At 44.1% G+C, this 22,279-nt stretch carries 32 protein-coding genes; 6 read left to right on the top strand and 26 right to left on the bottom strand.

The annotated features are described in order from the left end of the window. Nucleotides 1–26: 26 nt before the first annotated feature. From OCU77_RS15440 to OCU77_RS15515, 16 genes are all read right to left on the bottom strand, one after another. Entirely contained in the window at nucleotides 27–734 is a 708-nt protein-coding gene (locus OCU77_RS15440; RefSeq protein WP_048900386.1) for a hypothetical protein, read from the bottom strand. Beyond that, entirely contained in the window at nucleotides 734–1,432 is a 699-nt protein-coding gene (locus OCU77_RS15445) for a hypothetical protein (RefSeq protein ID WP_048900385.1), read from the bottom strand. The genes OCU77_RS15440 and OCU77_RS15445 overlap by 1 nt, the downstream gene beginning before the upstream one ends. 2 nt (nucleotides 1,433–1,434) lie before the next feature. Continuing rightward, nucleotides 1,435–1,926: a hypothetical protein gene (locus tag OCU77_RS15450; protein WP_048900384.1), complete on the bottom strand. Its 492-nt coding sequence runs from the start codon at nucleotides 1,924–1,926 to the stop codon at nucleotides 1,435–1,437. Beyond that, entirely contained in the window at nucleotides 1,916–2,296 is a 381-nt protein-coding gene (locus OCU77_RS15455) for a hypothetical protein (protein ID WP_048900383.1), read from the bottom strand. Before OCU77_RS15455 ends, OCU77_RS15450 begins: the two co-directional genes overlap by 11 nt. Nucleotides 2,297–2,299: 3 nt before the next feature. Next, nucleotides 2,300–2,524, bottom strand: a complete 225-nt coding sequence (locus OCU77_RS15460; protein WP_048900382.1) for a hypothetical protein — start codon at nucleotides 2,522–2,524, stop codon at nucleotides 2,300–2,302. Next, the gene (locus tag OCU77_RS15465; RefSeq protein WP_162845637.1) at nucleotides 2,524–2,676 is read right to left on the bottom strand and encodes a hypothetical protein; all 153 of its coding nucleotides are present in this window, start codon (nucleotides 2,674–2,676) and stop codon (nucleotides 2,524–2,526) included. The genes OCU77_RS15460 and OCU77_RS15465 overlap by 1 nt, the downstream gene beginning before the upstream one ends. Before the next feature lies 1 nt (nucleotide 2,677). Continuing rightward, nucleotides 2,678–2,953, bottom strand: coding sequence for a hypothetical protein (locus tag OCU77_RS15470; RefSeq protein WP_048900381.1), 276 nt, complete (start codon nucleotides 2,951–2,953; stop codon nucleotides 2,678–2,680). Nucleotides 2,954–2,961: 8 nt separating this feature from the next. Continuing rightward, on the bottom strand, nucleotides 2,962–3,789 hold the full coding sequence (locus OCU77_RS15475; RefSeq protein WP_048900380.1) for a major capsid protein P2: 828 nt from the start codon (nucleotides 3,787–3,789) through the stop codon (nucleotides 2,962–2,964). A gap of 245 nt (nucleotides 3,790–4,034) precedes the next feature. Continuing rightward, nucleotides 4,035–4,694, bottom strand: a complete 660-nt coding sequence (locus tag OCU77_RS15480) for a type IV secretory system conjugative DNA transfer family protein (protein WP_048900379.1) — start codon at nucleotides 4,692–4,694, stop codon at nucleotides 4,035–4,037. Then, entirely contained in the window at nucleotides 4,681–4,905 is a 225-nt protein-coding gene (locus tag OCU77_RS15485) for a hypothetical protein (protein WP_048900378.1), read from the bottom strand. The genes OCU77_RS15480 and OCU77_RS15485 overlap by 14 nt, the downstream gene beginning before the upstream one ends. Continuing rightward, the gene (locus OCU77_RS15490) at nucleotides 4,886–5,353 is read right to left on the bottom strand and encodes a hypothetical protein (RefSeq protein WP_048900377.1); all 468 of its coding nucleotides are present in this window, start codon (nucleotides 5,351–5,353) and stop codon (nucleotides 4,886–4,888) included. Before OCU77_RS15490 ends, OCU77_RS15485 begins: the two co-directional genes overlap by 20 nt. Beyond that, nucleotides 5,354–5,725: a hypothetical protein gene (locus tag OCU77_RS15495; RefSeq protein ID WP_048900376.1), complete on the bottom strand. Its 372-nt coding sequence runs from the start codon at nucleotides 5,723–5,725 to the stop codon at nucleotides 5,354–5,356. It lies immediately after the preceding gene. A gap of 185 nt (nucleotides 5,726–5,910) precedes the next feature. Beyond that, nucleotides 5,911–7,815 (bottom strand): replication endonuclease, encoded by a 1,905-nt coding sequence (locus OCU77_RS15500; RefSeq protein WP_107303154.1) that lies wholly within the window; start codon nucleotides 7,813–7,815, stop codon nucleotides 5,911–5,913. After that, nucleotides 7,815–7,994, bottom strand: coding sequence for a hypothetical protein (locus tag OCU77_RS15505; RefSeq protein ID WP_048900374.1), 180 nt, complete (start codon nucleotides 7,992–7,994; stop codon nucleotides 7,815–7,817). The genes OCU77_RS15500 and OCU77_RS15505 overlap by 1 nt, the downstream gene beginning before the upstream one ends. A 2-nt stretch (nucleotides 7,995–7,996) precedes the next feature. After that, complete coding sequence (locus tag OCU77_RS15510; RefSeq protein ID WP_144414933.1) at nucleotides 7,997–8,239, bottom strand: hypothetical protein; 243 nt, start codon at nucleotides 8,237–8,239, stop codon at nucleotides 7,997–7,999. Nucleotides 8,240–8,249: 10 nt separating this feature from the next. Continuing rightward, nucleotides 8,250–8,504 (bottom strand): pyocin activator PrtN family protein, encoded by a 255-nt coding sequence (locus OCU77_RS15515; RefSeq protein ID WP_048900372.1) that lies wholly within the window; start codon nucleotides 8,502–8,504, stop codon nucleotides 8,250–8,252. Nucleotides 8,505–8,638: 134 nt separating this feature from the next. Between OCU77_RS15515 and OCU77_RS15520 the strand changes: the two genes are divergently transcribed. Continuing rightward, entirely contained in the window at nucleotides 8,639–9,247 is a 609-nt protein-coding gene (locus tag OCU77_RS15520; protein ID WP_048900371.1) for a S24 family peptidase, read from the top strand. 57 nt (nucleotides 9,248–9,304) lie between these two features. Here OCU77_RS15520 and OCU77_RS15525 read toward each other — a convergent pair whose 3' ends face one another. Both OCU77_RS15525 and OCU77_RS15530 read right to left on the bottom strand, forming a co-directional pair. Then, nucleotides 9,305–9,433, bottom strand: coding sequence for a hypothetical protein (locus tag OCU77_RS15525; protein ID WP_261855993.1), 129 nt, complete (start codon nucleotides 9,431–9,433; stop codon nucleotides 9,305–9,307). 38 nt (nucleotides 9,434–9,471) lie between these two features. Next, complete coding sequence (locus tag OCU77_RS15530; protein ID WP_048900370.1) at nucleotides 9,472–9,792, bottom strand: hypothetical protein; 321 nt, start codon at nucleotides 9,790–9,792, stop codon at nucleotides 9,472–9,474. Between the two features lie 433 nt (nucleotides 9,793–10,225). Here OCU77_RS15530 and OCU77_RS15535 point away from each other — a divergent pair, with 433 nt between their 5' ends. The 3 genes from OCU77_RS15535 to OCU77_RS15545 all read left to right on the top strand — a co-directional run bounded on the left by OCU77_RS15535 (nucleotide 10,226) and on the right by OCU77_RS15545 (nucleotide 12,115). Continuing rightward, complete coding sequence (locus OCU77_RS15535; protein WP_107303155.1) at nucleotides 10,226–10,465, top strand: hypothetical protein; 240 nt, start codon at nucleotides 10,226–10,228, stop codon at nucleotides 10,463–10,465. Nucleotides 10,466–11,175: 710 nt separating this feature from the next. Then, the gene (zur, locus tag OCU77_RS15540; protein ID WP_048900368.1) at nucleotides 11,176–11,625 is read left to right on the top strand and encodes a zinc uptake transcriptional repressor Zur; all 450 of its coding nucleotides are present in this window, start codon (nucleotides 11,176–11,178) and stop codon (nucleotides 11,623–11,625) included. A gap of 28 nt (nucleotides 11,626–11,653) precedes the next feature. Further along, the gene (locus OCU77_RS15545; protein ID WP_048900367.1) at nucleotides 11,654–12,115 is read left to right on the top strand and encodes a chemotaxis protein CheX; all 462 of its coding nucleotides are present in this window, start codon (nucleotides 11,654–11,656) and stop codon (nucleotides 12,113–12,115) included. A gap of 176 nt (nucleotides 12,116–12,291) precedes the next feature. On the opposite strand, the gene OCU77_RS15550 is transcribed toward OCU77_RS15545, so the two are convergent. Together OCU77_RS15550 and pgi are read right to left on the bottom strand one after the other, a co-directional pair. Then, entirely contained in the window at nucleotides 12,292–13,686 is a 1,395-nt protein-coding gene (locus tag OCU77_RS15550) for an SPFH domain-containing protein (RefSeq protein ID WP_084711875.1), read from the bottom strand. Nucleotides 13,687–13,986: 300 nt separating this feature from the next. Beyond that, nucleotides 13,987–15,639 carry a glucose-6-phosphate isomerase gene (pgi, locus tag OCU77_RS15555; RefSeq protein ID WP_048900366.1) on the bottom strand — a complete coding sequence of 551 codons (1,653 nt, stop codon included), beginning with the start codon at nucleotides 15,637–15,639 and terminating at the stop codon, nucleotides 13,987–13,989. A 275-nt stretch (nucleotides 15,640–15,914) separates the two neighbouring features. On the opposite strand from pgi, the gene OCU77_RS15560 reads away from it, so the two are divergent. Continuing rightward, the gene (locus OCU77_RS15560) at nucleotides 15,915–16,334 is read left to right on the top strand and encodes a secondary thiamine-phosphate synthase enzyme YjbQ (protein WP_048900365.1); all 420 of its coding nucleotides are present in this window, start codon (nucleotides 15,915–15,917) and stop codon (nucleotides 16,332–16,334) included. Nucleotides 16,335–16,398: 64 nt separating this feature from the next. On the opposite strand, the gene OCU77_RS15565 is transcribed toward OCU77_RS15560, so the two are convergent. The 3 genes from OCU77_RS15565 to OCU77_RS15575 all read right to left on the bottom strand — a co-directional run bounded on the left by OCU77_RS15565 (nucleotide 16,399) and on the right by OCU77_RS15575 (nucleotide 20,182). Further along, a complete protein-coding gene (locus OCU77_RS15565; protein ID WP_107303161.1) occupies nucleotides 16,399–17,592 on the bottom strand; it encodes a BamA/TamA family outer membrane protein in 1,194 nt (397 codons plus the stop codon). An 88-nt stretch (nucleotides 17,593–17,680) separates the two neighbouring features. Continuing rightward, the gene (gene alr / locus OCU77_RS15570; RefSeq protein ID WP_048900363.1) at nucleotides 17,681–18,760 is read right to left on the bottom strand and encodes an alanine racemase; all 1,080 of its coding nucleotides are present in this window, start codon (nucleotides 18,758–18,760) and stop codon (nucleotides 17,681–17,683) included. Between the two features lie 24 nt (nucleotides 18,761–18,784). Then, nucleotides 18,785–20,182 (bottom strand): replicative DNA helicase, encoded by a 1,398-nt coding sequence (locus tag OCU77_RS15575; RefSeq protein WP_048900362.1) that lies wholly within the window; start codon nucleotides 20,180–20,182, stop codon nucleotides 18,785–18,787. A 208-nt stretch (nucleotides 20,183–20,390) separates the two neighbouring features. Between OCU77_RS15575 and OCU77_RS15580 the strand changes: the two genes are divergently transcribed. Next, nucleotides 20,391–21,140, top strand: a complete 750-nt coding sequence (locus OCU77_RS15580; protein WP_107303156.1) for a DUF481 domain-containing protein — start codon at nucleotides 20,391–20,393, stop codon at nucleotides 21,138–21,140. Between the two features lie 98 nt (nucleotides 21,141–21,238). On the opposite strand, the gene rplI is transcribed toward OCU77_RS15580, so the two are convergent. From rplI to priB, 3 genes are read right to left on the bottom strand one after another with little or no spacing between them, the layout of a single operon-like run. After that, on the bottom strand, nucleotides 21,239–21,691 hold the full coding sequence (rplI, locus tag OCU77_RS15585; RefSeq protein WP_048900360.1) for a 50S ribosomal protein L9: 453 nt from the start codon (nucleotides 21,689–21,691) through the stop codon (nucleotides 21,239–21,241). A gap of 38 nt (nucleotides 21,692–21,729) precedes the next feature. After that, complete coding sequence (gene rpsR / locus OCU77_RS15590) at nucleotides 21,730–21,957, bottom strand: 30S ribosomal protein S18 (RefSeq protein WP_006233798.1); 228 nt, start codon at nucleotides 21,955–21,957, stop codon at nucleotides 21,730–21,732. 3 nt (nucleotides 21,958–21,960) lie between these two features. Continuing rightward, nucleotides 21,961–22,275 (bottom strand): primosomal replication protein N, encoded by a 315-nt coding sequence (priB, locus tag OCU77_RS15595; protein ID WP_048900359.1) that lies wholly within the window; start codon nucleotides 22,273–22,275, stop codon nucleotides 21,961–21,963. Nucleotides 22,276–22,279: the final 4 nt, after the last annotated feature.

Raw genomic sequence — 22,279 nt, forward strand, 5'->3', positions numbered from 1 at the left:
TGAGAAAACAACCAATAATTGCGCAGCTAATAAGGGCGGTTCGGTAATTCATCTTCATTCCAACTCATATGTCGACCACCATCATTCTCGCCCCCCGCATAACGCACATAATCAATAACAAGATTACCGCGTAGCGTTACATCGGCTGACTGAAAGTCTTTAGGGGCAGGCTGAAAGCCATGTTCATCTTGATAAAAACCAAACACCAAATTAGGCAGAATGTCTGATTCAAAGGGAAAGCTACCAATTGCAGACACACTGAAATTAGTATCTGCAAACTTTGAGGTATGAATAGGAATGATATAATCACCCATTGGGTCGTTTATGCAGAATGCTGGCGTACCTTCGACCTTATTTGATTCATTCATCGAATCGTAATCAACGTTTAACCCGAAAATATCAAAGCGCCCACAAACACGGCGAACATTTGATGGCATTTTATCGAACGTTAATTCACCGAATTCACTTTCAAAAAAATCACCATAAAACAGCATTTCTTGACGACCACGATTCATATAAAGCTTAATCTTGCCATTCTCTAAATTACTGGCGCACTGAAGAGGAAGACGAAGCGATAAGATTTCCAACTTTTCAGCCTTAAAAACCTCACCACCATGACCATTGTCACCATCGCTATCACCACCATTTTCAGCGATGTATTCATCCATAGCCTTAGCTAAATGTTCAATTTTGTTCCGAGAGCTACCAGCAGGTAATGACTGTAAAATACTCACTATTTCACCATTTCAATTAATTGAATTTTGTCACCATCAACGCCTGTAAAACTTAACGCCGCTGTCGTTGGTAACGTGATTTTTTCAGACGCTTCAAGCTCATAAGAACCAAGTAAAACAATACCTTTATTCTCTTTTGCCGCTTTCACCATCACTTGAGAGCGTGCAGAGCGTGATGCTTGTGTGGCCTTTCCATCAACAAGGGTTAACACATTGCTAATCAGCCGCTCAGCCGTCACCGTGGTTACAGGGATAACTTGCCCTACTTTCACTTCCACTGCTGGCAAATGCGAAACTTGAACCGCAGGCATCTGTGACACTTCAATTGCGGGTATCTGCGATACCTGAACAGCAGGCATTTGTGACACCTCAATTGCAGGCACCTGCGACACCTGAACGGCAGGCATCTGTGATACCTCAACCGCGGGCATCTGCGACACTCTAACTGCGCGCCCTTCAGTGGGAGGGGAATACGAGCCAGAGCCGCTAACAATCTCAACCGCTCCCGCCTTATCACTTAAATTCGTCACGGTAACTTTCCCGCTCAGATTTTCTGCGCGAACCTGCGCACCTTGTTTTAAGCGATATTGCCCCCGCATCGTTTCAATCAGAACCACATCAGGACAAGCTTCGACATGAAGAAACTCACCAATCAAATGAAACTCAACACGCTGAGATGGTTGCAAATATTGGTTCAAACTCACGTTCCTTTACCCCCTAAATACACGACCGCGACCGCAGCCAGAGCCACTGCAAAAACAACTTTGACCATTTGACTGGATGTTTGCACCTGACCGCCATCAGACTTGGCCTGTGCTAACTCCCGCAGCGCTTCAAGATTGGCTGAATTTTGTTTAGCCTGTTGACCGCTCATCCCTGCCAATACCTGTAAGTTTTCATGATTACTATCACTCACACTCTTGATAGCGTTCTTACTTACTTCTGCTGTCTTATCGAGAGCACTTTTTGAAACCTCCGCGTTGGAGGTTAATGCCAGTTCAGCAAGTTCCCCCGCTTTGGTTACCGCACCGTGGTCAGTCAGAGAAACATTGACAGAGGAGTTAGATACACCAGATAAAACAACCCCAGTGTTATCACCTGAAACACCTGCTGTACCTGACGTGTTATGTGTCGTGGTGGTTGTATTAGTTACGTTCTTTGTTTTATTACTACTGCGACTACTACCGCCCATAAATAGCCCTTATGACTAAACGGTCGTCTTCGTCCTTACCATCTAAGAAGAAAGGCATCCCCATGCGATTTAAAACCCATTGCAAGCCTGTTCTATAGGTATGCATTCGCACAGAATGACAATTGCGACTCCGTCCGTACTCAAACAGTGCATCAGTGCAACTGACATTCCCCGCAAAGCCGACTACGACCATTTCTATTTCATTCGTATCGGTAAACTGTTCAAAACGAATGCAAGCAAAAGAATCTGTGCCTACGCGGAAAACCGCCTCCCGTCCTGCTGCTACTTCTGCCTTTGCTTCATCAAAGTATCCAGCCAGCGCAAGGTGTAACTTTTCCTGCGCCTCATCCCACGTACACACCGAAATCATGTTTTACTTACCTTTGTTACTCAAAATCCAAAGAACAGCCACACCACCAAGTAATAACGCCCATGTAGGGATACCGTTCTTACTGCCCATGTTTAACTCACCACCTTTAAAACCACTTTCATTCGTAGTCTTAGTGCTATGGGTTACCGTACTCGTCGCAGTAGCGGGGCCCGATGAGCCGCCTTTCAAGCCACCACCACCCGTTAGGCTAGTTAGCGAACCAAGCATCAATGCTTACCCCCGTAATTCGAATAGAGGTACATGGCAAGCGCCAACATAAAAATCACTTTCGTCATTTTGCTTACACCACCGCCAGCCCAGAAACCCGCAGCAAAAAGACCGCTACCACCTAACACCATGAAAAGAGGAATCAACGGCATATCAATCCCCCTTAAGCAAAACAATCAGAACTATTGCACCCATCAAACCACCCGCCATCATGAAATGACGCCCATTAATCACAAATTGCCCTGGCTGTGTTGTTGGTAGTGGTTGCCCATTCGATTGCACCGCTTGATTCGTTTTTCGGTTCAGCTCTGGCGCAGCTGACGCCGTCTTGTTTGCTTCCGCCTTGCCTTGCAACTCAAGAACGTCACCAACGCCACTAACAACCGAATCCCAAGCACCTCCCAGCGCCTCACCTAAATCATCAAACATAAGTCCCCTTATTCACCTGATGGGAGTAGTTTGACCTGCTCAATAGATTCGATAATGACTGGAACAGATCCCGTTTCCGTTTTATCTAGTTCAAATTGAAGTTGTCGAGTGGCAGAGGTAGGTAACATGCCATCAGCACCAAAACCTGTGCGGCAAAAGTCCAAGCTAAACCACTTTGGATTTTGCTCTTGGCCACTTGATGCCAAATCAAACGCGTTATCTTCTTTGCGCACGTTTATTTCTTCGAGGTCATCTCGAAGCAAGCGCACACGCTGCACTGAGTCATCTTTGAAGTGAACACGCTTCAAAAAGATAAACGGTGATTTCTCTGCAAAATCAAACGGCGTGCGACCAGCTGCCGCAGCAAACCAACTCAGTTCATACATACGAGGTAAGTAATAACGTTCACTTTGTGCAGGTAACACATGAGCGCGAGCGCGAATAGACGGGGTCGTTGCTGACTTCGATTTTAGCGAGATATAGATGAACCAAATCTCATTCGGCAGGGTGACAAGGTCGCTTTGTCGAACACCAATTTTGGTACGTAAAGAGTCATCACCAAAAGGAATGACATAGCGCCCATCTACAGCATATGACTTGCGGTGCTTGTTCACTTTAATCAGTGTTTCAGCTGAAATGTTGTAAATAGGCGAGCCATTGAAAACAACTTCAATACGCTCAATATCTTTTGGGTCAGTAATATCAGTTACCAACTCAATCGAATGATAAGTAGGACCCGCTGGCAAACGTAACGAGCAACGGTTTCCCCAACCAACACCCTCAATAGGGTCAAGCTCTTTCGCTTTAGGGGCGAACTTAGAAGATACTAATTCCATATATCCGCCCTTAATCTAAAACGTTTTCAACGGCGTCAACGTTATTTGATGACCAAACAACGCCAGCAGCAACGAGCGCTGAAACACATGCGATAACAAATAATTGTTTTGGTTTAAAACCCATTTAAATAACTCCAATAAAAAAGGCACTCGCCTTAGGAGTGCCTATTTAATGAAATTTATTTGGTTTCTAACCTAATACTTATTCGGTTTAGGTTTGGTTTAAATTTGACTCAAGTCACAAATCACCATCGAATCACTCCCTTTTTAAACGCCTTCCCATCTTGTAGCAGGTACTCAAGCGGATTGAGTTTATCTATATCGCTAGCAGGGATTCCGGTCATTTTTTCCAAATACATTGCGCTTGCTTTGGTCTTTTGCATCATCACACAAGCACGTTGGCAGTTATCTATAATGGTTTTCGATACCTCCTGACCACGCTGAAACAGGTTGATAGTATGCAAATTAAACTTACGTCCTAAGCGCAATATTTTCCCGTGATAGCCTACAGCCTTACCCGCGTTTTCACTGTGCTCTGCCACTTCTTCACAAATAATCATTAATGGTTTGGTATGTTTTCCATTTCCCATTGCCCAAACAACCTGACAAAATTTATCAAAGTCTTTAGATGTGGTTTCATGAGTTGGCTGATAAGCAATCTTAAAACCTTGCTTTGTTTTGCGCCCCGCAATCAATGCCGCGGCGAACTCTTTGATATTGGAATAACCGCGCACCACTCGCCCTGCAAGCTTGCCAGTGTAATCCCCCATTGGGTCAAACATTGCCACTTGGTCGGTAGATTTGATGAATAGTTTTTTAGCGGCAGAGGTTTTACCACTGCCACTCATACCAACCGCAAATACGTGACCATTCTTAAGGGCATTATTTGGGTTAATTGGCTGCATTTAATTCCCCCTTCAAAGGCACAACAGAATCAACGCCACATTGAAACGGAACAGCCTCACTAATTAGCTGCAATGCCTCCGCCTCTGTTAACTTTGTTGCGATAATGTCGTTTAACTCATTTTGCTTCAACAACATAACTAATCGCCCATCACAATGCGCAGGGCGTCCATCCAACAAATAGAAATCAGCATTATTCGTTCGTAACAGCATCAGATTCATCCTCACTAGGAGTCACATCCTTAGCGGCATCAGAAACTTTTAACATTCTAATTTGCTGGAACGATGAGAAACCCAAAGCCCCCGCCGCAACAACGAAAGAGAATTCCTCTTTGTACTGCGCTAACCACGGCGGCAGTTCGCCACCATATTTCACAAACAAGGGCGCGGTTGTACTTGCTACGTTTTCGGCCTGCGATGAATCAAACGCAAAATCTTTATGGCCGAACTGTTTAAGCAATTGCTCAGACACACCAAGCACAGCCATGACAGAAGCCGCACCTTGCGCTAATGCGAGCGAGTTGTCCGCAGCTTTAATATCTGCCGTGCTTGGGTCAAAATCTTGTTCATCACCGAGTTGCTGAAGAAGTGCCGCCTCTTCTTCCGTTGTATGTGCATCTTCATTTACTTCGATTTCATTTACTTCAAGTTCATTTTCCATTTAAGCCACCATTTTTAATGTTTTCACTAAACCGCCAAACACAAGCCCCATAACCGCACCTATACCCACACAGGCAACGGTTCCCATTTGCTTTGATTCGGTATCCTGATTTGGCTTAGATACCACTTCGTTTACAACCTGATTGACTTCCGATTTCGGCGTTTTCAGCACTTCAATTTCGGATTGCACTTCTTCAAGTGGTTTAAATGCTTTCATTTCCACTTGCGCTGCTTTGCCTGTACGGGTATCAGGGCCACATTCACAACGACCATGAACAAAAGCAGCTCGTTTCCCTTTGCCTTGCTTAATAGATTTAGGGTTTAAGCAAGTACGGCACACCACATACCCTAAGATTTCGGTTTCATTGTCCATTCGCATTCCCTTCTAGTTTGGTTAGTCGCTGATTAGTGATTTTGATATATCGAAGCAATGCACTAACCAACGGTTTGAACGATTTACCCATCAATGAATTAGTAAATGACTCGCCCGCCTCACTGATAGTTTTTGTAATTTCTGCTGATGCTTTCTGTAACGATTCTGCTGACACTGTTTTCACCCTATGTGCTAAATAACTCGACATGGCCTCTGTCTAACTCCAAGTGAAGAAAGAATTTTGAGACTATTCGCTCTTGTTTCGTTAGTGGTTTGCCTTGCGTACAGTTATTGACACAAGTCCAAGGACGGGGATGCCCATCCCCTAAAAGAGCAAGAGCACCCGCATCTGACTGCGGTGCATCCAGCTTGACCATCTTCCACTCATGCTCATGAGTAAAAACGGTGATACCAACACCAGTAACACCAGTGACTTTCTCTGTCGGTTCACCGTAGCGGTTTTCGGTTGGTTCTTTGTATAACGTGATAGGACGCTCACGCTGACTTACTCTGTGCCCGCCCATATAATCGAAATACGCAGAGAAAAAACCAAAGTCAGCCGCTCTTCGGGCTCTCTCAAACAGGGAGTATTCCTGTTCGCCTTCAATTCGACGTAGCTCTCGCCACACGGTGACGCTTGGTGTTTTCTGGAATTGGAATTGACGAAAGTTGAAACAGCGCGCCCACGCTGTCACGTTGTTAACAACTTCAAGTAATTTGGTCTTTTTAGAGTCCAAATCTGACAGGCCATCTAGGCCGTAGCCATCAATATTCTTTGAGATATATTTCGCGATATAGGCCACGGCATCACCTTGGCTACGGTCAATAACATCAACTTTGACACGAGCTTGCATTGCCTTAGCTTTTGGCTTGCCATCATCAAAAAACAGTTCGTCACGGTCACGTTGGAACTGGTAAAACTGAATCAGGGCAGTGAACTGTGACACTTGCTCAAACGGCATAAAAAAGACAGCGTGCCAGTGCGGAGTACCATCAATATGAGGCTCAACAACACGCATCCCGTAATAGGTGAGGCGCTCTCGGGTCTTCGTTGTTCTATCGGAAGCACCACGAAATCGCTGCCAAGACAGAGACAGCCAATCATGCGCCGCTTGTGTGCCCTGACCGTTCCAGTTGGGGTTTTCAACCCAATACTTGCCGCGCTTTTTCAAACGATGGTATTTACCTGCTGCTGTCATAGTCACAAAGACTGCAACATGATCTTGCTCGTCTGCATATTCCTGACACCCAGCGATACGGGTCATTAACTCGTTACGGCGGTTTTCTGGGTTTGCTACTGACGCATCATGAATATCAGTCATGCTAAATTGCTCACCGTCTTCATTTTCAATCGCCATCATTTCAAGCCATTCACGCTGTTTTTCTTGGCGTCCCTTCAACCACTGACAAGCAGAATATGAGGCATAAGGACTTGTGTTATCCGAGACCATCCCCGCCGCTCGACGGGCATTTTCAAATGCAGCAACCACTTGCTTTTGAATACTCCGTTTCCATACTGAATCATCAATAGCTCTGACAATAATGCTGAAATAAACCTCTTCGTCGCACCCTTCGCTCGGCTCAAACTGAGGCATCCACAGGGCTAGCCCCGTGAACTCATTAATTTCACGCAACGTATCAAGCGGGCTTAACCCCTTTTTAACTGCGAGATCCAAGTGCATACGTGCGCGCCCTGCTAACTCATCAGCAAGACGCGCACATTTATACTCGGTATTCACACACCAAAACGGTTCAGGTAAAACCGCCAAGGCCGCATGTGCAGCCTTAGCGCGAGACTCAATAAACGAAATTGCACGTTTAAAACCGTATTTACGAAAGCGGGCAGCAGAAGCTTTATCAAGATAGGTTTTAATATCCGCAGGTAATTTGAATTGCGCCCTAACTTGGTTAGCAAAATCAAACACCTGCTCTCGTGGCGTTAGTAACCCATAATCAGCTCGTTGCTCAGTGACCACGCATAACTCTGGATTTGTACGTTGGTTTTTAACCACGTATTGCGCTAGCTCAACACGGAGAGATGGCGGCAAAGCTTTGAGAGAGTTTTTTGTGTTTTGGTTATATGTTTTCACTACTGGACAACCCTTGCTTGCAGTTGATTTGCTCTAATTCGAATACGGTCTAATGTGTGGATTTTCTTGCGGTCTCTCTTAGCTTTGATTCGCTTCATTTCGCCGCGAATCTTGCTGATATTCTTCAAACCGATTAAGCACTGCTTTTCATTTGGGAATTCATAGTCTTTGGCTGGCATGGCTACACCCTCGCGTGCTTAGGAACCAACTCACCAGTACACTTGAAATGAGCAAGCCTATCCTGCAGACGCTGTTGAAAGCATGGGTCAGTGGCTTCTCTTGCAGCGCACGCGAGTTCAACAGCAAACACACGACCAAAATCCTCACTCGCATCTAACGATGCACGTGCAATCGATGAAGGAATACGGTTTAGCCGAACCGCCTTATACATAGTTTTGAAATGTTCTTTAGCTGTCTTTTTCATAATTAACCCCTTACGCATTCACTGATTGCCATTCGGCTTTAGCTTGCTCATATCGCTGGTCGATATAAGCCGCCAAATCTTCGATTTTGATTAGGGAGGGACTGCGCTCTGAGTCGCGCAATTTGAAGGTAGGAACGGGGAAATCACACGCCTTTGCTTTTTGTTCAGCAGTCTTAGGTGTAATGCCAAAAAATTCCTTACAGACCTCTTTCAGCTCAATAGTGGGAGTTCCGTAACGCGCAAGCAGTGCAAATTGTGTATTCATAAATCCTCCATGTAGTACACTTAAGGACATTTAGAGCAACTCAAACAACCCTAAATAGTCCTCAAAATCGACACGGGGAATTATTAGGGAAGTTTAAAGGTAAAGCAACCCCAAATATACACGGAGAATGACTCATGGGAAGTTTTGAGGAACAACTAAGAGAGTTAAAGCAACTTACAAATACAGCTAAGAACGTAGACCTAGCAAGGGTTCTTGGTAAATCCCCAAAGACGATCTCAAACTGGAAACACCGCGATCATATCCCTGAAGACATTTTCATTAAAGCGCGACAGATATCACAAAATAGCAGTATGGCAACACCTAACGGCTACGTTGAATTACCATTTTATGAAGTAGAAGTCAGTGCTGGTCATGGCGTTCTCGTTGAAAGAGAAGATCTGTCATCTGCGATAATTTTCAGTGAAGGCTATCTACGTAAAGAAATTGGCGTAACCCCAAATAGTGTACTTTTAATGCCTATTAAAGGTGACAGTATGCACCCTACGTTGAAACATGGCGGTGTTATGATGGTACACAAAGTCGAAGAATTTACTGATGATGGAATCTATGTATTTCGATTTGATAGTCGTTTAATGGTAAAACGCCTTCAATACTCCAAAGCTGGATTAAAAGTCGTTAGCGATAATGGTACTTACGAACCGTGGGAGCTTAGTAAAAAAGATGTTCAAGCTGAAGATTTTGAAGTAATAGGGAAAGTTGTTTGGACAGGGCAACGGATGTGATAGCTAAATTATACCTTTTTGACACAAAAAAGGACTCAAGTATGAGTCCTTTTTTTGTTATGCGGCTTTTTTTGCATCTTCTGCTAGTCGATTATCTACAGAAGAAAGTAGAGATTCCATCTTATCCAAGTAAGAGTGTGCTTCTTTCATAAGCCTTCTAATTAAAAGCTCATTACAATTTTTCATATTAATACCCTTTTTTTGATGCGCAACGATAGATGACGTTAAACAAAACTCATTTTTTCAAGATCATGCTCTGCAGCTTTTAGACCATCTTGGTCATGATTAGCAATGCATAAAGCCATTTTTTCCATCAGTAGCGCGGCTTGACGAGCATTAAGAGAAATTCGCTCTTCATCCCAACCGCCAGCTTCAGCAATCGCCCCGATGGTGGAAGCCATAAGGTTCGCATATTCAGCAAACTGTTCGTAAGTTGGTTCGTTATGCTGACTAAGCTCTTGTACAGTAAATAGTTTTGATTGATCTAAGAAATGCTTAGCAACTTTAAATACACGCTGGTACAGGAAATTTAATTCATCTTCCATTTTTTCACTTCACCAAAAAGCCTAAAAATTTGGGCAGTGATTGTACCGTTCCGAACAAGTATTGTACAAGTTTTATATCTAGAATAGCCTAGAATTTCGCTGAATTGAATTTAATTCATACTAAATCACAAACAATTAACAGGAGCAACTGTTTTTATACTTAAATGGGGAGGGAGTCAAATCAAATATTTTATCTAAAATACTATAGCCGTCCCCCTATAGTACCCCTTAATCACTGAGAAGCTAGAGATAATCTAAAAGTCAGTCCAATCGAGCATAGGCGCGACAGAGAAACGACAAGAAGGAAACTCCTCCTGGCGTGTAAGTTCTGTTTGTAAATCGTCGCAACTCGCAACAGCACTGTTTGGCATTAGATTACCTCGTTAATCACCATTATTACGTTTTCACTCTATATAGAGACTAAGAGTGAAAAATGACCACGAATTCTACCTTATTCATTGGTGTTTCCCAATTGGATTTATTTGCACCTTATCAGGGCCTATCTAATAGCACTCACAGCAAACTCAAAAAATCAAAAAATCAAAAAATCAAAAAATCAAAAAATCAAAAAATCAAAAAATCAAAAAATCAAAAAATCAAAAAATCAAAAAATCAAAAGCAACATGGCAAGCCAATCAAAATAACTCATAACTCACTGTTAAGAAACAAATAAAATAAAGTAAAAACAAAACATCACCTAGTCATGTACAGCAAAATTAGCTTTTGGAACATAATAGCCCAAAAGCTGCACAGGACTTATAAGCAATAAAAATCAACAAGTTAAGAAAAGCAGCAAGAGGAAGCGCACAACAAGATCAGCTTAAAGCGAAACATTAGCCATTTTACTGTACAACGAAACAATAGCTTTCCACACTCAGGTTGCAAAGCTTGATCATCAAACCTTATTTATCAGATCTATTTAGCTAAGATAAAAGAACATGGTGTTATTTTTAATTCTTATCTAGTCAATTGAAATTAAACAATAAAAAATATCACGTACAGCTTTTACAGCTCTTTAAGCATAATACCCCAAAAGCTGCACAGCCGACCAAACACTTATAAATCAACAACTTAAAGAAAACCATTTAAGCGCACTCACTGAGCGTTCATAAAAAAGCGTACTTATTCAATAAAAGCTGTACATCTTCTTATCTCTCATAATTGCTCATAGACAGAGCATCTACTCGATGATTTCAGTGAAATCGACTATGAGGGGTAAAGAAAACTCGAAAGGGGGACGCTATATACATGTAACTCGCGATAATAATTTGTGACCAGAAGCACAAAAAAGCGTCATCTTCCAATCAGGAACTTTTCGTTCAGAGATACCTTTATTGTTAGCTGTGGTAAACTAGAGGTCCTACCGCTGTTATTTGAGGTTATATGGCAAACCAAGCACAACTGTTGCTTCAAGCACAACAACTTTGCGAGCAACGAGGTGTACGCTTAACGCCTCAACGTTTAAAAGTTCTCGTTCTTATTGTTGAGCATCGTCGCTCGATCAGTGCCTATGAGTTGCTAGATTTACTCAAAGTAACAGAACCACAAGCGAAGCCACCGACAGTTTATCGAGCTTTAGACTTTCTGATGGCTCAAGGCTTCATTCATAAAGTAGAGTCGACCAATAGCTATATTGCCTGTTGTTTGCTTGGCCATGCCGAGCATTGTTCGCAGCTATTGATCTGTGATGAATGTGGTTCAGTAGATGAATGCCATGATGAAGAGCTGGCAAAATTATTACGTATTAAAGCTGATTCTCATGGGTTTAAAATCGCTCACCATGTGGTAGAAAGCCACGGTATTTGCAAAGACTGTCAGAGCGATCAGCAATAACTTTTAATTAAAGAATAATAACGTCATTATGCGCGCAGAATTCGTAAACCCTTTCTTAGCATCATTGCTAAATGTATTAAAAACAATGGCATCTATGGAACTTGCTCCGCAGAAGCCGCGTTTAAAAAAAGATGAAGTCGCTAGAGGTGATGTCTCTGGCTTGATTGGTATGGTTGGACCAACAACAAAAGGGTCGATGTCGATTACTTTTGATGAAGGACTAGCACTTGAAATCATGCAGCGAATGCTGGGTGAACGTCCGAACGGTATCAATGAAGAAGTGACTGATATGGTGGGTGAAATTACCAATATGGTAACAGGTGGTGCTAAACGCATCTTATCTGATAAGGGCTATGAGTTTGACATGGCAACCCCAGCAGTTGTTTCAGGCCGTGGTCACACCATTACTCACAAATGCGATGGCGCTATCATCATCATGCCATTTGATTCTGAACACGGTAAAGCATTCATCGAGATCTGCTTCGATTAATCTGACACCTACCGCTGCGACGATATTATAACACCAGTCAGGTTTTCCCTGACTGGTGGTTAATAATGCCTAATATCTACCGATCATCTTATCCCAGCTTATAGTAAACACTTACCCTATACCTTTCGCCGATATATTGGATTTACACCACTCGATATTAAGCAAAGAACATGTCACTAGTTTTGCTTCTCTTCCGTCAGTTTTTGCGTTTTATCCAACATGCCTAATGCGCCAAAGCCTGTGATCACATCTAAATTAGTGGTTAACTTACTGCCATTACCGCCGCCAAAATAATTCTTTGGCATCTCAACCTGATAGTTTTTCAAGTTATTGTATAGTGCAGTAGAAACATCACGGTTTAGCTCAGCCAAGTAAACATCACGGTTTGCACCGTAGGCATCATACTTCGCTTTGAGTACCACAGCTTCAGCTCGCCCTTTGGCCAAGATGGCTTTCGCTTCATATTCTGCCGACAAAGCATTGGCTTTTTGGATCGCAAGGTTTGCTTCTGCGATAGCAAGCTCTTTCTCTTTATCAACTTCAGCTAGACGCTTTTTCTTTTCAACTTCAACAATCTCACGCTCTGCAATCTGGCGGGCTATTTCAACCTCTTTTTGTTGTGAAATAATCGCTAATTCTTTATTACGCTGTGCATCTTGTACTTCACGGGTGCGTTGAATTTCTTTCCGTAACTGCTCGGTTTCCGCTTGGGCTTTTGATGTTTCTTGCTCTTGGATAGCACGAATACGATCGGCAACTAACCGCTTCTTATCCATCAACAATTTATTTAACTGTTCTTCTGGCGATGGATCGCCAATCGTCACTTGTGTCACTGCAATGCCGTATTGCTGCAAAGGATTATCTTGGCGTTTTAAATTACCTTCAGCATCAAATACAGGCACCGTTTTCCAGACTAGCTGCTGGGTACGTTGCAGCTTATTCGAATTCGCTTGGTTTACGCCCACAGGTGCCAAGTCGATTTGCTCAACTTCGACCTGCTTACGCTCTGTCATGTAAATGCCGTCACGTAGCTGATCGCCAAGTTGCGTCTTGAACTGGTTCAATCCCCCTTGGAAAAATTCTTCACCCGTGTATTGCGTGGCCGTAATAACCGTGACATTTCGTGCGTTCTTTACCAATAGCGCATCAATCAGATTGCTGTTATTACGAAACTCACGGTGCATTTTTATTACCGCATCAGGGTTTAACGACAGCTTAAAGCGGAAGGTGACAGGTATATTCCCAATATAAGTATCGGCAAAGCGGGCTTGAATTGCCGGTAAGCGTTGATAAAAATCCTCACCCGTTGTGTTGCCGTACGATACCGTAATGACTTGATCATATTTAGTAATTTTCGATAAGAACGGCATACGAAAATGAATGCCAGGTTCGTTAAACACATCGAGTTCACCTGTCAGGTTATTCTGGTGTACATAGGTATAGCCTGCATCTGTCATCAATACTGAATTATTCAATAACCCCAGAACAGCTGCCGTTCCTAATATGCCAGCGACTACAGGTACTGAAACTTTCTTTTTCAGGTTACCTGCAACCTGCGTTTTCATATCCATCGTATCGTCCTTTATATCCATGATTACCTACAAGTTTACGATGTACGATTACCAAGCCGACAATGGCGAGTCAAAGATTGGAACTCAATCTAAAAACCATTAATCACCAAGGATTTAGCGTACATTCCATTTCTTATTGTGTTTGTGAGTCGCGATTATAAGCAATTTTAAGCTCGTACAACACAACAAATAAAATGACGTTCAATTGATAGTTAACACAGTAAAGAAAAATAACAGGTATAAAAAACGCGGCCATGGTGGCCGCGTTCTCGTTACTGATTCGAGTTTAAGTCAGACTATTTATTTAGCCCATGACTTAAATTGGTTAATCAAACCATTGGTTGAGCTATCGTGGCTTGCAACTGCATCATCACTGGTTAGCTCAGGTAGGATTTGGTTTGCCAGCTGCTTACCAAGTTCAACACCCCACTGATCGAAGCTAAAGATATTCCAGATAACGCCTTGTGCGAAGATTTTGTGCTCGTACATTGCAATCAATGAGCCCAATACGCGTGGCGTTACTTGCTTAACAAGAATTGAGTTTGTTGGACGGTTACCTTCAAACACCTTGAATGACACAAGATCTTTCACATCATCTAATGATTTACCTGCAGCAACAAATTCAGCTTCCACTTGCTCTTTGCTCTTACCAAATGCAAGTGCTTCGGTTTGCGCGAAGAAGTTTGCCATTAGTTTCGGATGGTGATCGCTGATCGGGTTGTGGCTAATAGCGGGCGCAATAAAGTCGCAAGGAATAAGCTTAGTGCCTTGGTGAATCAACTGGTAGAAAGCATGTTGACCGTTCGTTCCCGGCTCACCCCAAATGATAGGGCCAGTTTGGTAGTCAACAGGGTTACCGCCACGATCGACACACTTACCATTCGATTCCATGTTACCTTGTTGGAAGTACGCTGCGAAACGGTGCATGTACTGATCGTAAGGTAGGATGGCTTCTGACTCTGCGCCGTGGAAGTTGTTGTACCAAATACCAATTAACGCCAAGATCACTGGGATATTTTGCTCTGCAGGTGTTTCTGCAAAGTGCTTATCCATAGCATGAGCACCTTCAAGTAGCTCAACAAAGTTATCAAAGCCAACCGCTAGCGAAATAGATAAACCAATCGCTGAACATAGCGAGTAACGACCACCAACCCAATCCCAGAATTCAAACATGTTGTCGGTATCAATACCGAACTCAGCTACCGAGGTAGCATTTGTTGAAAGCGCAGCAAAGTGCTTAGCAACGTGTGCTGAGTCTTGTGCTGTCGCAAGGAACCAATCACGCGCTGAGTGTGCATTAGTCATGGTTTCTTGCGTAGTGAATGTTTTAGACGCAATCAGAAATAGTGTCGTTTCAGGGTTTAGGCCTTTTAAGGTTTCAGCAATGTGTGTGCCATCAACGTTCGATACAAAATGCATGTTCAAGCGTGTTTTGTACGGCGCAAGGGCTTCTGCCACCATATATGGACCTAAGTCTGAACCACCGATACCAATGTTCACCACGTCGGTAATTTCTTTACCCGTGTAACCTTTCCACTCGCCATCCACGATACGTACTGTAAAAGCCTGCATCTTGTCCAGAACGGCATTTACACCTGGCATTACATCTTTGCCATCAACCATGATCGGCGTATTGCTACGGTTACGTAGTGCTGCATGCAGTACCGCACGATCTTCCGTTTGGTTGATCTTTTCACCACTGAATAGCTCTGCAATCGCAGCTTTTAGTTCAGTTTGTTCAGCAAGATCGAACAGCTTAGCTAGCGTTTCTTCTGTGATTAAGTTCTTTGAATAGTCCAACAGAATATCTGAGCCAAATTCTGCAGAAAACTTAGTAAAACGCTCGCTATCATTGGCGAACAGTTCACTGAGTTGTAAGTCTTGCGCTTGTTCAAAGTGCGCCGTCAGTGCTTGCCACGCAGGCGTTTGAGTTGGGTTGATGTTTTTCAACATGGTGAAAATTCCTGATTTTTTTATGTTTAATCCATTAGTTAATCGGTATTGCTCACTAATGGACCCCCGATAAGTAGAATGTTATAAATCTGTAGTCTTGTTCATGACTATCTTGATGTAATATTACAACGTTTCGTCAATTATGACGCTAAGGTATAGCGAGCTGCATTGCGTCAGGTCACGAAATTTAAGACTTATCAATGCTATTAAATGAAACAAGTTGACCATTAACCTAGCGCTGATTGCACCAGAGCTTAACAAGGAAGGCAAGTATTATGTGGTTCCAAAAAGTCATCCAACTGCCCGCTCAGTCACGCGGCTTTCATTTAGTCACCGCTGAAATTGAGCAACAACTTACAGAATTATCATCGATGACCGTTGGTTTGGCACATATTTTTATTCAACACACCTCAGCCAGTCTAACCATTAATGAAAATGCCGATCCGACGGTTCGCATGGATATGGAAGCCCACTTTGATCGCTTCGTCCCTGAACGTGCACCGTATTATCAACATACCTACGAAGGTGATGATGATATGCCAGCGCATATTAAAGCTTCTTTACTGGGAAATAGTATTACTTTGCCTATCCGTCAGGGACGTTTCGCACTAGGCACGTGGCAAGGTATTTACTTAGGCGAGCATCGTGACCATGGTGGCCAACGTACTTTGATTATCACAATCCAAGGGCAATAAAAAAAGCGAGCTCTATGGCTCGCTTTTACTGTTATTCTCACCGCTGACAATCAGCAGAGATGGGCTAGAAGGGCTGGTTTACCATCACGCGGAATATACTTTCTTCGCTCCCCCACGCCATTTCAGTGCGAACCACAATCCCTTCGACTTGGAAGCGCACAGCACCGCCCGCACTCCACTTCATGTCTTTATGCAGCTCAACTAAATTATATTCGTCTGCGACACGCCCCACATCGGCAAACGCAACCCATTGCCACCACGGCACGTCATACCAATTGAAAATAGGCCAATCGCCAAGAGGCTGCCAATCCGGTAGCACACGGTACTCCATGCTATAACTCATTGCTGAACGGCCAACATAACGATTACTTTGGAAGCTACGCAGGCGATATAACCCCCCTAAGCTATTTGCGGCAAATTCTGGCGGGCGATTATAGGTTTCTTGACCGTTAATGGTTTCCGTTTGATTCCAAGTTGGGGTATCAGCCGTATAGATATTAAAAGCAAACACTTGCTGGTCAAGAAGCTCTCCTAAAGAACCGATATCCCAGAACCAGCTCTGGCTTGCTTCCCACGTTGCCCAACTGGCACGATCTGAGCTACCAGGATCAACGGTTAACGTGAACTGGCTACGGCTGCCTTCAGTAGGATTACGGCTGTTATCTCGATTATCCCAATCAAGACGCGTCTCTAAACCATACACTTCATCGCTATTATTGGCCTTCGGCTGTTTGGGGAAGAGTGAGGCGTTGGCAAAGCGTCGACTCTTGTAGAATGGACGAAACTCGATCGATGTAACCCCGCTTTCCCAAGGCACAGACCCCGTCACAGGGCGATTAGGGCGTAATGCAGCCATTAAGCCATTCGATTTAGCAGCACCGATAGGCAGGATGTAACGCGCCTTTAGCCGATGTTCGTCTTCGCGTGCATCAGCAATAATCGCATCATCAAACGAGGAGTCATTCGAGGTCCCCTCACCAACAAAGTATTCAAACTGCTTATAAGATGCTGAAAATAGCTCTAAGCCAAAAAGCCAACGGCTCTCCGCTGATAACGCATAGTTACTGGCACCAAAGTAGGATATCCAAGTGCCTTTATCACTCATCAAGCCAGCACCAATGACTGCAGCCTGAGGTTGACCCGCACCTTTAATCAAGCCAGCGACACCAACGGATACCCCCATGGAGTCCGTCGAAAAAGCAAAAGGGACAACATTCGTGTCAGGTTCGTATTCAGGCCATGTTTGCTCGGTCGCCATTGCCGAGTTCAAACTTGCAGCTAACAAAATACTGAAAGAGGTAGCTAACTTTTTCAAAAATCATCCATTCTATTGTCGATCTAACAAACTAGGTATAGGCCATAGCCACACGCGGGGTTAACTTGGTAACGAGCTCGTACGCAATCGTTTCGACATATTCCGCGACGATTTCAGCAGGTAATCCTTGCCCCCACAAAATCGCTTCATCACCTACTTTATCATTACATTCAGGGCCAAGATCAACCGTTAGCATGTCCATTGATACTCGCCCAGCCATAGGCACAATACGGCCGTTGACTAATACTGGGGTACCGTTTGGCGCTGAACGGGGATAACCATCACCATAGCCGATAGCAATAACACCTACTTTAGTGTCTCGCTGGCTTACCCAAGTGCCACCATAACCAACCGCTTCCCCTTTTTTCACCTCTCGTACCGCAATCAGCGATGAGGTGAGGGTCATAACGGGCTTCATGGAAAAGGCATCTGCATTACGTTCAGGTTCAGTAAATGGCGAGACACCGTACATAATGATCCCAGGACGAATCCACTCAAGCTGACTATCAGGCCAAGCTAATATCCCCGCAGAAGCAGCAAGTGAACGCTCACCCGCACAACCTGCCGTTAGGCTTAAAAAGGTATCTAATTGCTCGGCTGTCACTGGGCTAGTAGAGTCATCGGCACAGCCAAAGTGACTCATATAGCGCAACGGTTTAGCAACGTTCTTGCAGGCATGTAAACGCGTCACAAAATCGGTAAATTGCTCGGGGCGTACACCAAGGCGGTGCATGCCGCTATCAATTTTTAGCCATACCACTACAGGGGTTTCAAGCTCAGCCTCTTCAAGTGCCGTCAGTTGCTCAACACTATGCACCACGGTGTGGATATTATTGGTCACTAATACCGGTAAATCCGCGGCACTGTAAAACCCTTCCAGCAATAAAATAGGCTTAACAACACCACCGGCTCGCAATGTGAGCGCTTCTTCAATCCGCGCAACACCAAACCCATCAACATCAGCCAAGTGTTGTGCGACAGGTAAAAGACCGTGGCCATAAGCGTTTGCTTTGACCACCGCCAACATCTTACTGTTCGGGGCTTTTTGGCGCAGTTGCGCAATATTGTGCTGCAGCGCGTCGGTACTGATATAGGCGGTAGCCGCTTTCATCGCGAGTTCCTAGTGATGTGGTTATTATTCTTCGTCAAACGCAGGGCCTGCGTAATTATCAAAACGTGAAAACTGCCCTTGGAAAGTTAAACGTACCGAGCCGATAGGACCATTACGTTGCTTACCAATAATGATTTCCGCAATGCCTTTTAGTGCACTTTCTTCGTGATACACCTCATCACGGTAGATAAACATAATTAAGTCGGCATCCTGCTCGATCGCTCCAGATTCACGTAAGTCCGAGTTAATCGGGCGTTTATCTGCTCGTTGCTCCAAGGAACGGTTTAGCTGAGACAAGGCAACAACAGGAACGTTCAGTTCTTTTGCCAAGGCTTTCAATGAGCGTGAAATCTCTGAAATCTCTAAGGTACGGTTATCTTGCAAGCCCGGCACACGCATTAACTGTAAGTAGTCGACCATGATCATACTCAGACCACCATGGTCACGGGCAATACGACGTGCACGAGAGCGTACTTCTGTCGGTGTCAGACCCGAGCTGTCATCGATATACATGTTTTTCTTCTCCATGAGGATACCCATGGTTGAAGAAATTCGGGCCCAATCTTCATCATCAAGCTGACCGGTACGGATCTTGGTTTGGTCCACCCGAGAAAGTGAGGCCAGCATACGCATCATGATTTGTTCAGCGGGCATCTCTAACGAGAAAATCAGGACGGGCTTTTCTTGATCCATCGCGGCGTTTTCACACAAGTTCATCGCAAAGGTGGTTTTACCCATAGATGGACGGGCTGCGACAATAATCAAATCTGACCCTTGTAAGCCTGCGGTTTTCTTATTGAGATCGGTAAAGCCAGTCGTTACACCTGTCACACCATCTTGTGGGGTTTGGTATAAAAGCTCGATACGTTCTAGCGTTTTTTCTAGTATCGTATCAACATTCTGAGGGCCTTCATTTTCCGAGGTGCGTTGTTCTGCGATCGCGAAAACTTTACTTTCAGCCATATCCAGCAGATCTTCACTGGTTCGGCCTTGTGGATCATAACCTGCATCCGCGATTTCGTTTGCTACACCGATCATACCGCGGATCATCGCACGCTCACGTACGATGTCGGTATAAGCAGCAATATTGGCTGCCGACGGTGTATTCTTTGCCAATTCGGCTAAGTACGCAAAACCGCCAACATCTTCAAGCTGATCGGCTTGTTCAAGCTGCTCAGAAAGGGTGATCAAATCCAGCGGCTTACCACCTTCCAGCAAAGCCGTGACCGACTCGAAAATAATACGATGGGGACGACTGTAGAAGTCACTCGCCAAGATTTTTTCGGCAACTGAGTCCCATTTTTCATTATCAAGCAATAAGCCACCTAAAACTGACTGCTCTGCTTCCAATGAGTGTGGAGGCATTTTAATGGCATCCACTTGGGTATCTCGTTGATTATTCGGTTTACTTTTCTCTGCCATAGGGATCGCGTACTTACTAAAAACGTAGCCTGATAGTATACCTCATTCATGGTTTAGTAGTGAAAAACTCATTAGAACTCGGTAGTCATTCTCTATTATGCGCTTTTTAATTCTAATCGATATTCACCACAGAATTCCTGACCAAAAGTTGACATTATTGCGGTACACTGACCGCTTTCTTTCCATTTAGACACCTGTAGGAGGATGCTTGGCTAAATACCTGTTCGCTGCACTACTGCTTGCCACCAGCACCGCCTATGCTGAGGAAGAAGAGACTCAAGCGCCCCCTTCACCACTAAAAACCGAAATAGAGCTGGGTTATCAATCACTGTCAGGTAACTCGGATTCTCAATCATTGAATAGCCGCATCGGGCTAACCTACGTAAAAAATCAATTTCGTAATACGGCAGAGGCCAAGTATTTACTGGCGACCAAAAACGAAAAAGAAGATAAACGTAAAGGTCAGCTCGAGCTGCAAAGCGATATGAAGATCAATGAGCGTGCCTATATCTTGGGTAATGCCAACTACACCAACGATCGTTATGGCCCATATTTTAATGATTTCACGCTAGCGACGGGTCTGGGTTACCAGTTAATCCGTCGAGAAACATTCCAAATGGAAATCGAAGCTGGCCCCGGCTACCGTTTTCAAGATCCTAACTTTGATGAAATCGATGACGATGACATCGTGGTGCCGGAAACGGTACAAGAAATCATTATTCGTGGTAGCACCAAGTTTACATGGAAGCCGACAAAAACGGTGGAGATCAATACGCGTATTACGGGGATTGGGGGTAACAGCAACAGTACCCTAGAAGGTGAGGTTAACCTAACAAGTTCGATCACCGAACATATTGCGATTAAAGTCAGTAATACACAGAAATACAATACATGGGTCCCTGATGGACTGAAAAAGCGTGACTCTACCCTGACCATGACATTGCTGTTCAAAATTTAAAACAATACGCCTCATTAAGCATTTGAATCTAAGCACTCAAATCGCAGGCATAAAAAAACCAGCCCTAAGGCTGGTTTTTTAATTAACACAAAACGTTATTAAGCTTCAGCTACAACGTTTAGGTTAATTGTAGCGAATACTTCAGAGTGTAGCTGGATGCTAACTTCGAATTCACCAGTAGTACGTAGCGCGCCTTCAGGTAGACGAACTTCGCTCTTCGCTACTGCAACACCTGCCGCTGTGATAGCGTCAGCGATGTCACGAGTACCGATAGAACCGAATAGTTTACCTTCGTCACCAGCTTTAGAAGCGATAACAACTGCTTCTAGAGCGCTTAGTTTGTCTGCACGTGTTTGAGACGCAGCTAGTTGCTCAGCAACTTTAGCTTCTAGCTCAGCACGGCGAGTTTCAAACATTTCAACGTTAGCTTTAGTTGCCATAACTGCTTTACCCTGTGGGATAAGGAAGTTACGAGCGTAGCCAGATTTAACGTTAACTTGGTCGCCAAGGCCACCTAGGTTACCGATTTTATCAAGTAGAATAACTTGCATTATCTATGTCCTCTTAAACTTAATTTAACCGCTACCGATTACAGATGCTTGTCTGTGTATGGTAGAAGTGCTAGGTAACGAGAACGCTTGATAGCGCGAGCTAGCTGACGTTGGTATTTAGCGCGAGTACCAGTGATACGGCTAGGTACAATTTTACCAGCTTCAGTAATGTAGTTTTTTAGAGTAACTACGTCTTTGTAGTCGATCTCTTGTACGTCTTCTGCAGTGAAACGGCAGAATTTACGACGACGGAAGAAACGTGCCATGGGCTAATCTCCTGAACAATTTATTTCAATGTGGTCAGCATGTAATACTAATTTACCGATGCCATTACGGCCGGTTTGGTACGAGATGAATCCCGATGCCTTAATAGAACTGCCAACAGCTAAATCTTGAGTGAGTGCTTGTAAACCTTTGCCGCTAACTACCACGTTAATGTAACAATACACTTGGCGAGGTAAATCAGCTTCCCGTTGGTAGGAACGATGCTCAAGCACAAAGTGACAATGAGGAACACCTGCCGGGGATTGGCTTCGTTTGGGCTCTTTGGCGATAACGCCAGACAACACCAGACGATTGGTCATTTAC

The sequence above is a fragment of the Photobacterium swingsii genome (genome assembly GCF_024346715.1).
GTDB lineage: Bacteria > Pseudomonadota > Gammaproteobacteria > Enterobacterales > Vibrionaceae > Photobacterium > Photobacterium swingsii.

What these genes read in the sequence shown, in the direction of transcription:
- OCU77_RS15545 (WP_048900367.1), top strand. Translation starts at nt 11,654, where the DNA reads ATGCGCGCAGAATTCGTAAACCCTTTCTTAGCATCATTGCTAAATGTA.
- OCU77_RS15575 (WP_048900362.1), bottom strand. Translation starts at nt 20,182, where the DNA reads ATGGCAGAGAAAAGTAAACCGAATAATCAACGAGATACCCAAGTGGAT.
- OCU77_RS15525 (WP_261855993.1), bottom strand. Translation starts at nt 9,433, where the DNA reads ATGAAAAATTGTAATGAGCTTTTAATTAGAAGGCTTATGAAAGAAGCA.
- OCU77_RS15470 (WP_048900381.1), bottom strand. Translation starts at nt 2,953, where the DNA reads ATGTTTGATGATTTAGGTGAGGCGCTGGGAGGTGCTTGGGATTCGGTT.
- OCU77_RS15560 (WP_048900365.1), top strand. Translation starts at nt 15,915, where the DNA reads ATGTGGTTCCAAAAAGTCATCCAACTGCCCGCTCAGTCACGCGGCTTT.
- OCU77_RS15550 (WP_084711875.1), bottom strand. Translation starts at nt 13,686, where the DNA reads ATGGATATGAAAACGCAGGTTGCAGGTAACCTGAAAAAGAAAGTTTCA.
- priB (WP_048900359.1), bottom strand. Translation starts at nt 22,275, where the DNA reads ATGACCAATCGTCTGGTGTTGTCTGGCGTTATCGCCAAAGAGCCCAAA.
- OCU77_RS15485 (WP_048900378.1), bottom strand. Translation starts at nt 4,905, where the DNA reads ATGCTGTTACGAACGAATAATGCTGATTTCTATTTGTTGGATGGACGC.
- OCU77_RS15450 (WP_048900384.1), bottom strand. Translation starts at nt 1,926, where the DNA reads ATGGGCGGTAGTAGTCGCAGTAGTAATAAAACAAAGAACGTAACTAAT.
- OCU77_RS15475 (WP_048900380.1), bottom strand. Translation starts at nt 3,789, where the DNA reads ATGGAATTAGTATCTTCTAAGTTCGCCCCTAAAGCGAAAGAGCTTGAC.
- OCU77_RS15490 (WP_048900377.1), bottom strand. Translation starts at nt 5,353, where the DNA reads ATGGAAAATGAACTTGAAGTAAATGAAATCGAAGTAAATGAAGATGCA.
- OCU77_RS15495 (WP_048900376.1), bottom strand. Translation starts at nt 5,725, where the DNA reads ATGGACAATGAAACCGAAATCTTAGGGTATGTGGTGTGCCGTACTTGC.
- OCU77_RS15455 (WP_048900383.1), bottom strand. Translation starts at nt 2,296, where the DNA reads ATGATTTCGGTGTGTACGTGGGATGAGGCGCAGGAAAAGTTACACCTT.
- OCU77_RS15480 (WP_048900379.1), bottom strand. Translation starts at nt 4,694, where the DNA reads ATGCAGCCAATTAACCCAAATAATGCCCTTAAGAATGGTCACGTATTT.
- OCU77_RS15565 (WP_107303161.1), bottom strand. Translation starts at nt 17,592, where the DNA reads ATGGCGACCGAGCAAACATGGCCTGAATACGAACCTGACACGAATGTT.
- OCU77_RS15510 (WP_144414933.1), bottom strand. Translation starts at nt 8,239, where the DNA reads ATGAAAAAGACAGCTAAAGAACATTTCAAAACTATGTATAAGGCGGTT.
- rplI (WP_048900360.1), bottom strand. Translation starts at nt 21,691, where the DNA reads ATGCAAGTTATTCTACTTGATAAAATCGGTAACCTAGGTGGCCTTGGC.
- OCU77_RS15535 (WP_107303155.1), top strand. Translation starts at nt 10,226, where the DNA reads ATGACCACGAATTCTACCTTATTCATTGGTGTTTCCCAATTGGATTTA.
- OCU77_RS15460 (WP_048900382.1), bottom strand. Translation starts at nt 2,524, where the DNA reads ATGCTTGGTTCGCTAACTAGCCTAACGGGTGGTGGTGGCTTGAAAGGC.
- pgi (WP_048900366.1), bottom strand. Translation starts at nt 15,639, where the DNA reads ATGTTGAAAAACATCAACCCAACTCAAACGCCTGCGTGGCAAGCACTG.
- OCU77_RS15505 (WP_048900374.1), bottom strand. Translation starts at nt 7,994, where the DNA reads ATGCCAGCCAAAGACTATGAATTCCCAAATGAAAAGCAGTGCTTAATC.
- OCU77_RS15520 (WP_048900371.1), top strand. Translation starts at nt 8,639, where the DNA reads ATGGGAAGTTTTGAGGAACAACTAAGAGAGTTAAAGCAACTTACAAAT.
- alr (WP_048900363.1), bottom strand. Translation starts at nt 18,760, where the DNA reads ATGAAAGCGGCTACCGCCTATATCAGTACCGACGCGCTGCAGCACAAT.
- OCU77_RS15465 (WP_162845637.1), bottom strand. Translation starts at nt 2,676, where the DNA reads ATGCCGTTGATTCCTCTTTTCATGGTGTTAGGTGGTAGCGGTCTTTTT.
- rpsR (WP_006233798.1), bottom strand. Translation starts at nt 21,957, where the DNA reads ATGGCACGTTTCTTCCGTCGTCGTAAATTCTGCCGTTTCACTGCAGAA.
- OCU77_RS15530 (WP_048900370.1), bottom strand. Translation starts at nt 9,792, where the DNA reads ATGGAAGATGAATTAAATTTCCTGTACCAGCGTGTATTTAAAGTTGCT.
- zur (WP_048900368.1), top strand. Translation starts at nt 11,176, where the DNA reads ATGGCAAACCAAGCACAACTGTTGCTTCAAGCACAACAACTTTGCGAG.
- OCU77_RS15515 (WP_048900372.1), bottom strand. Translation starts at nt 8,504, where the DNA reads ATGAATACACAATTTGCACTGCTTGCGCGTTACGGAACTCCCACTATT.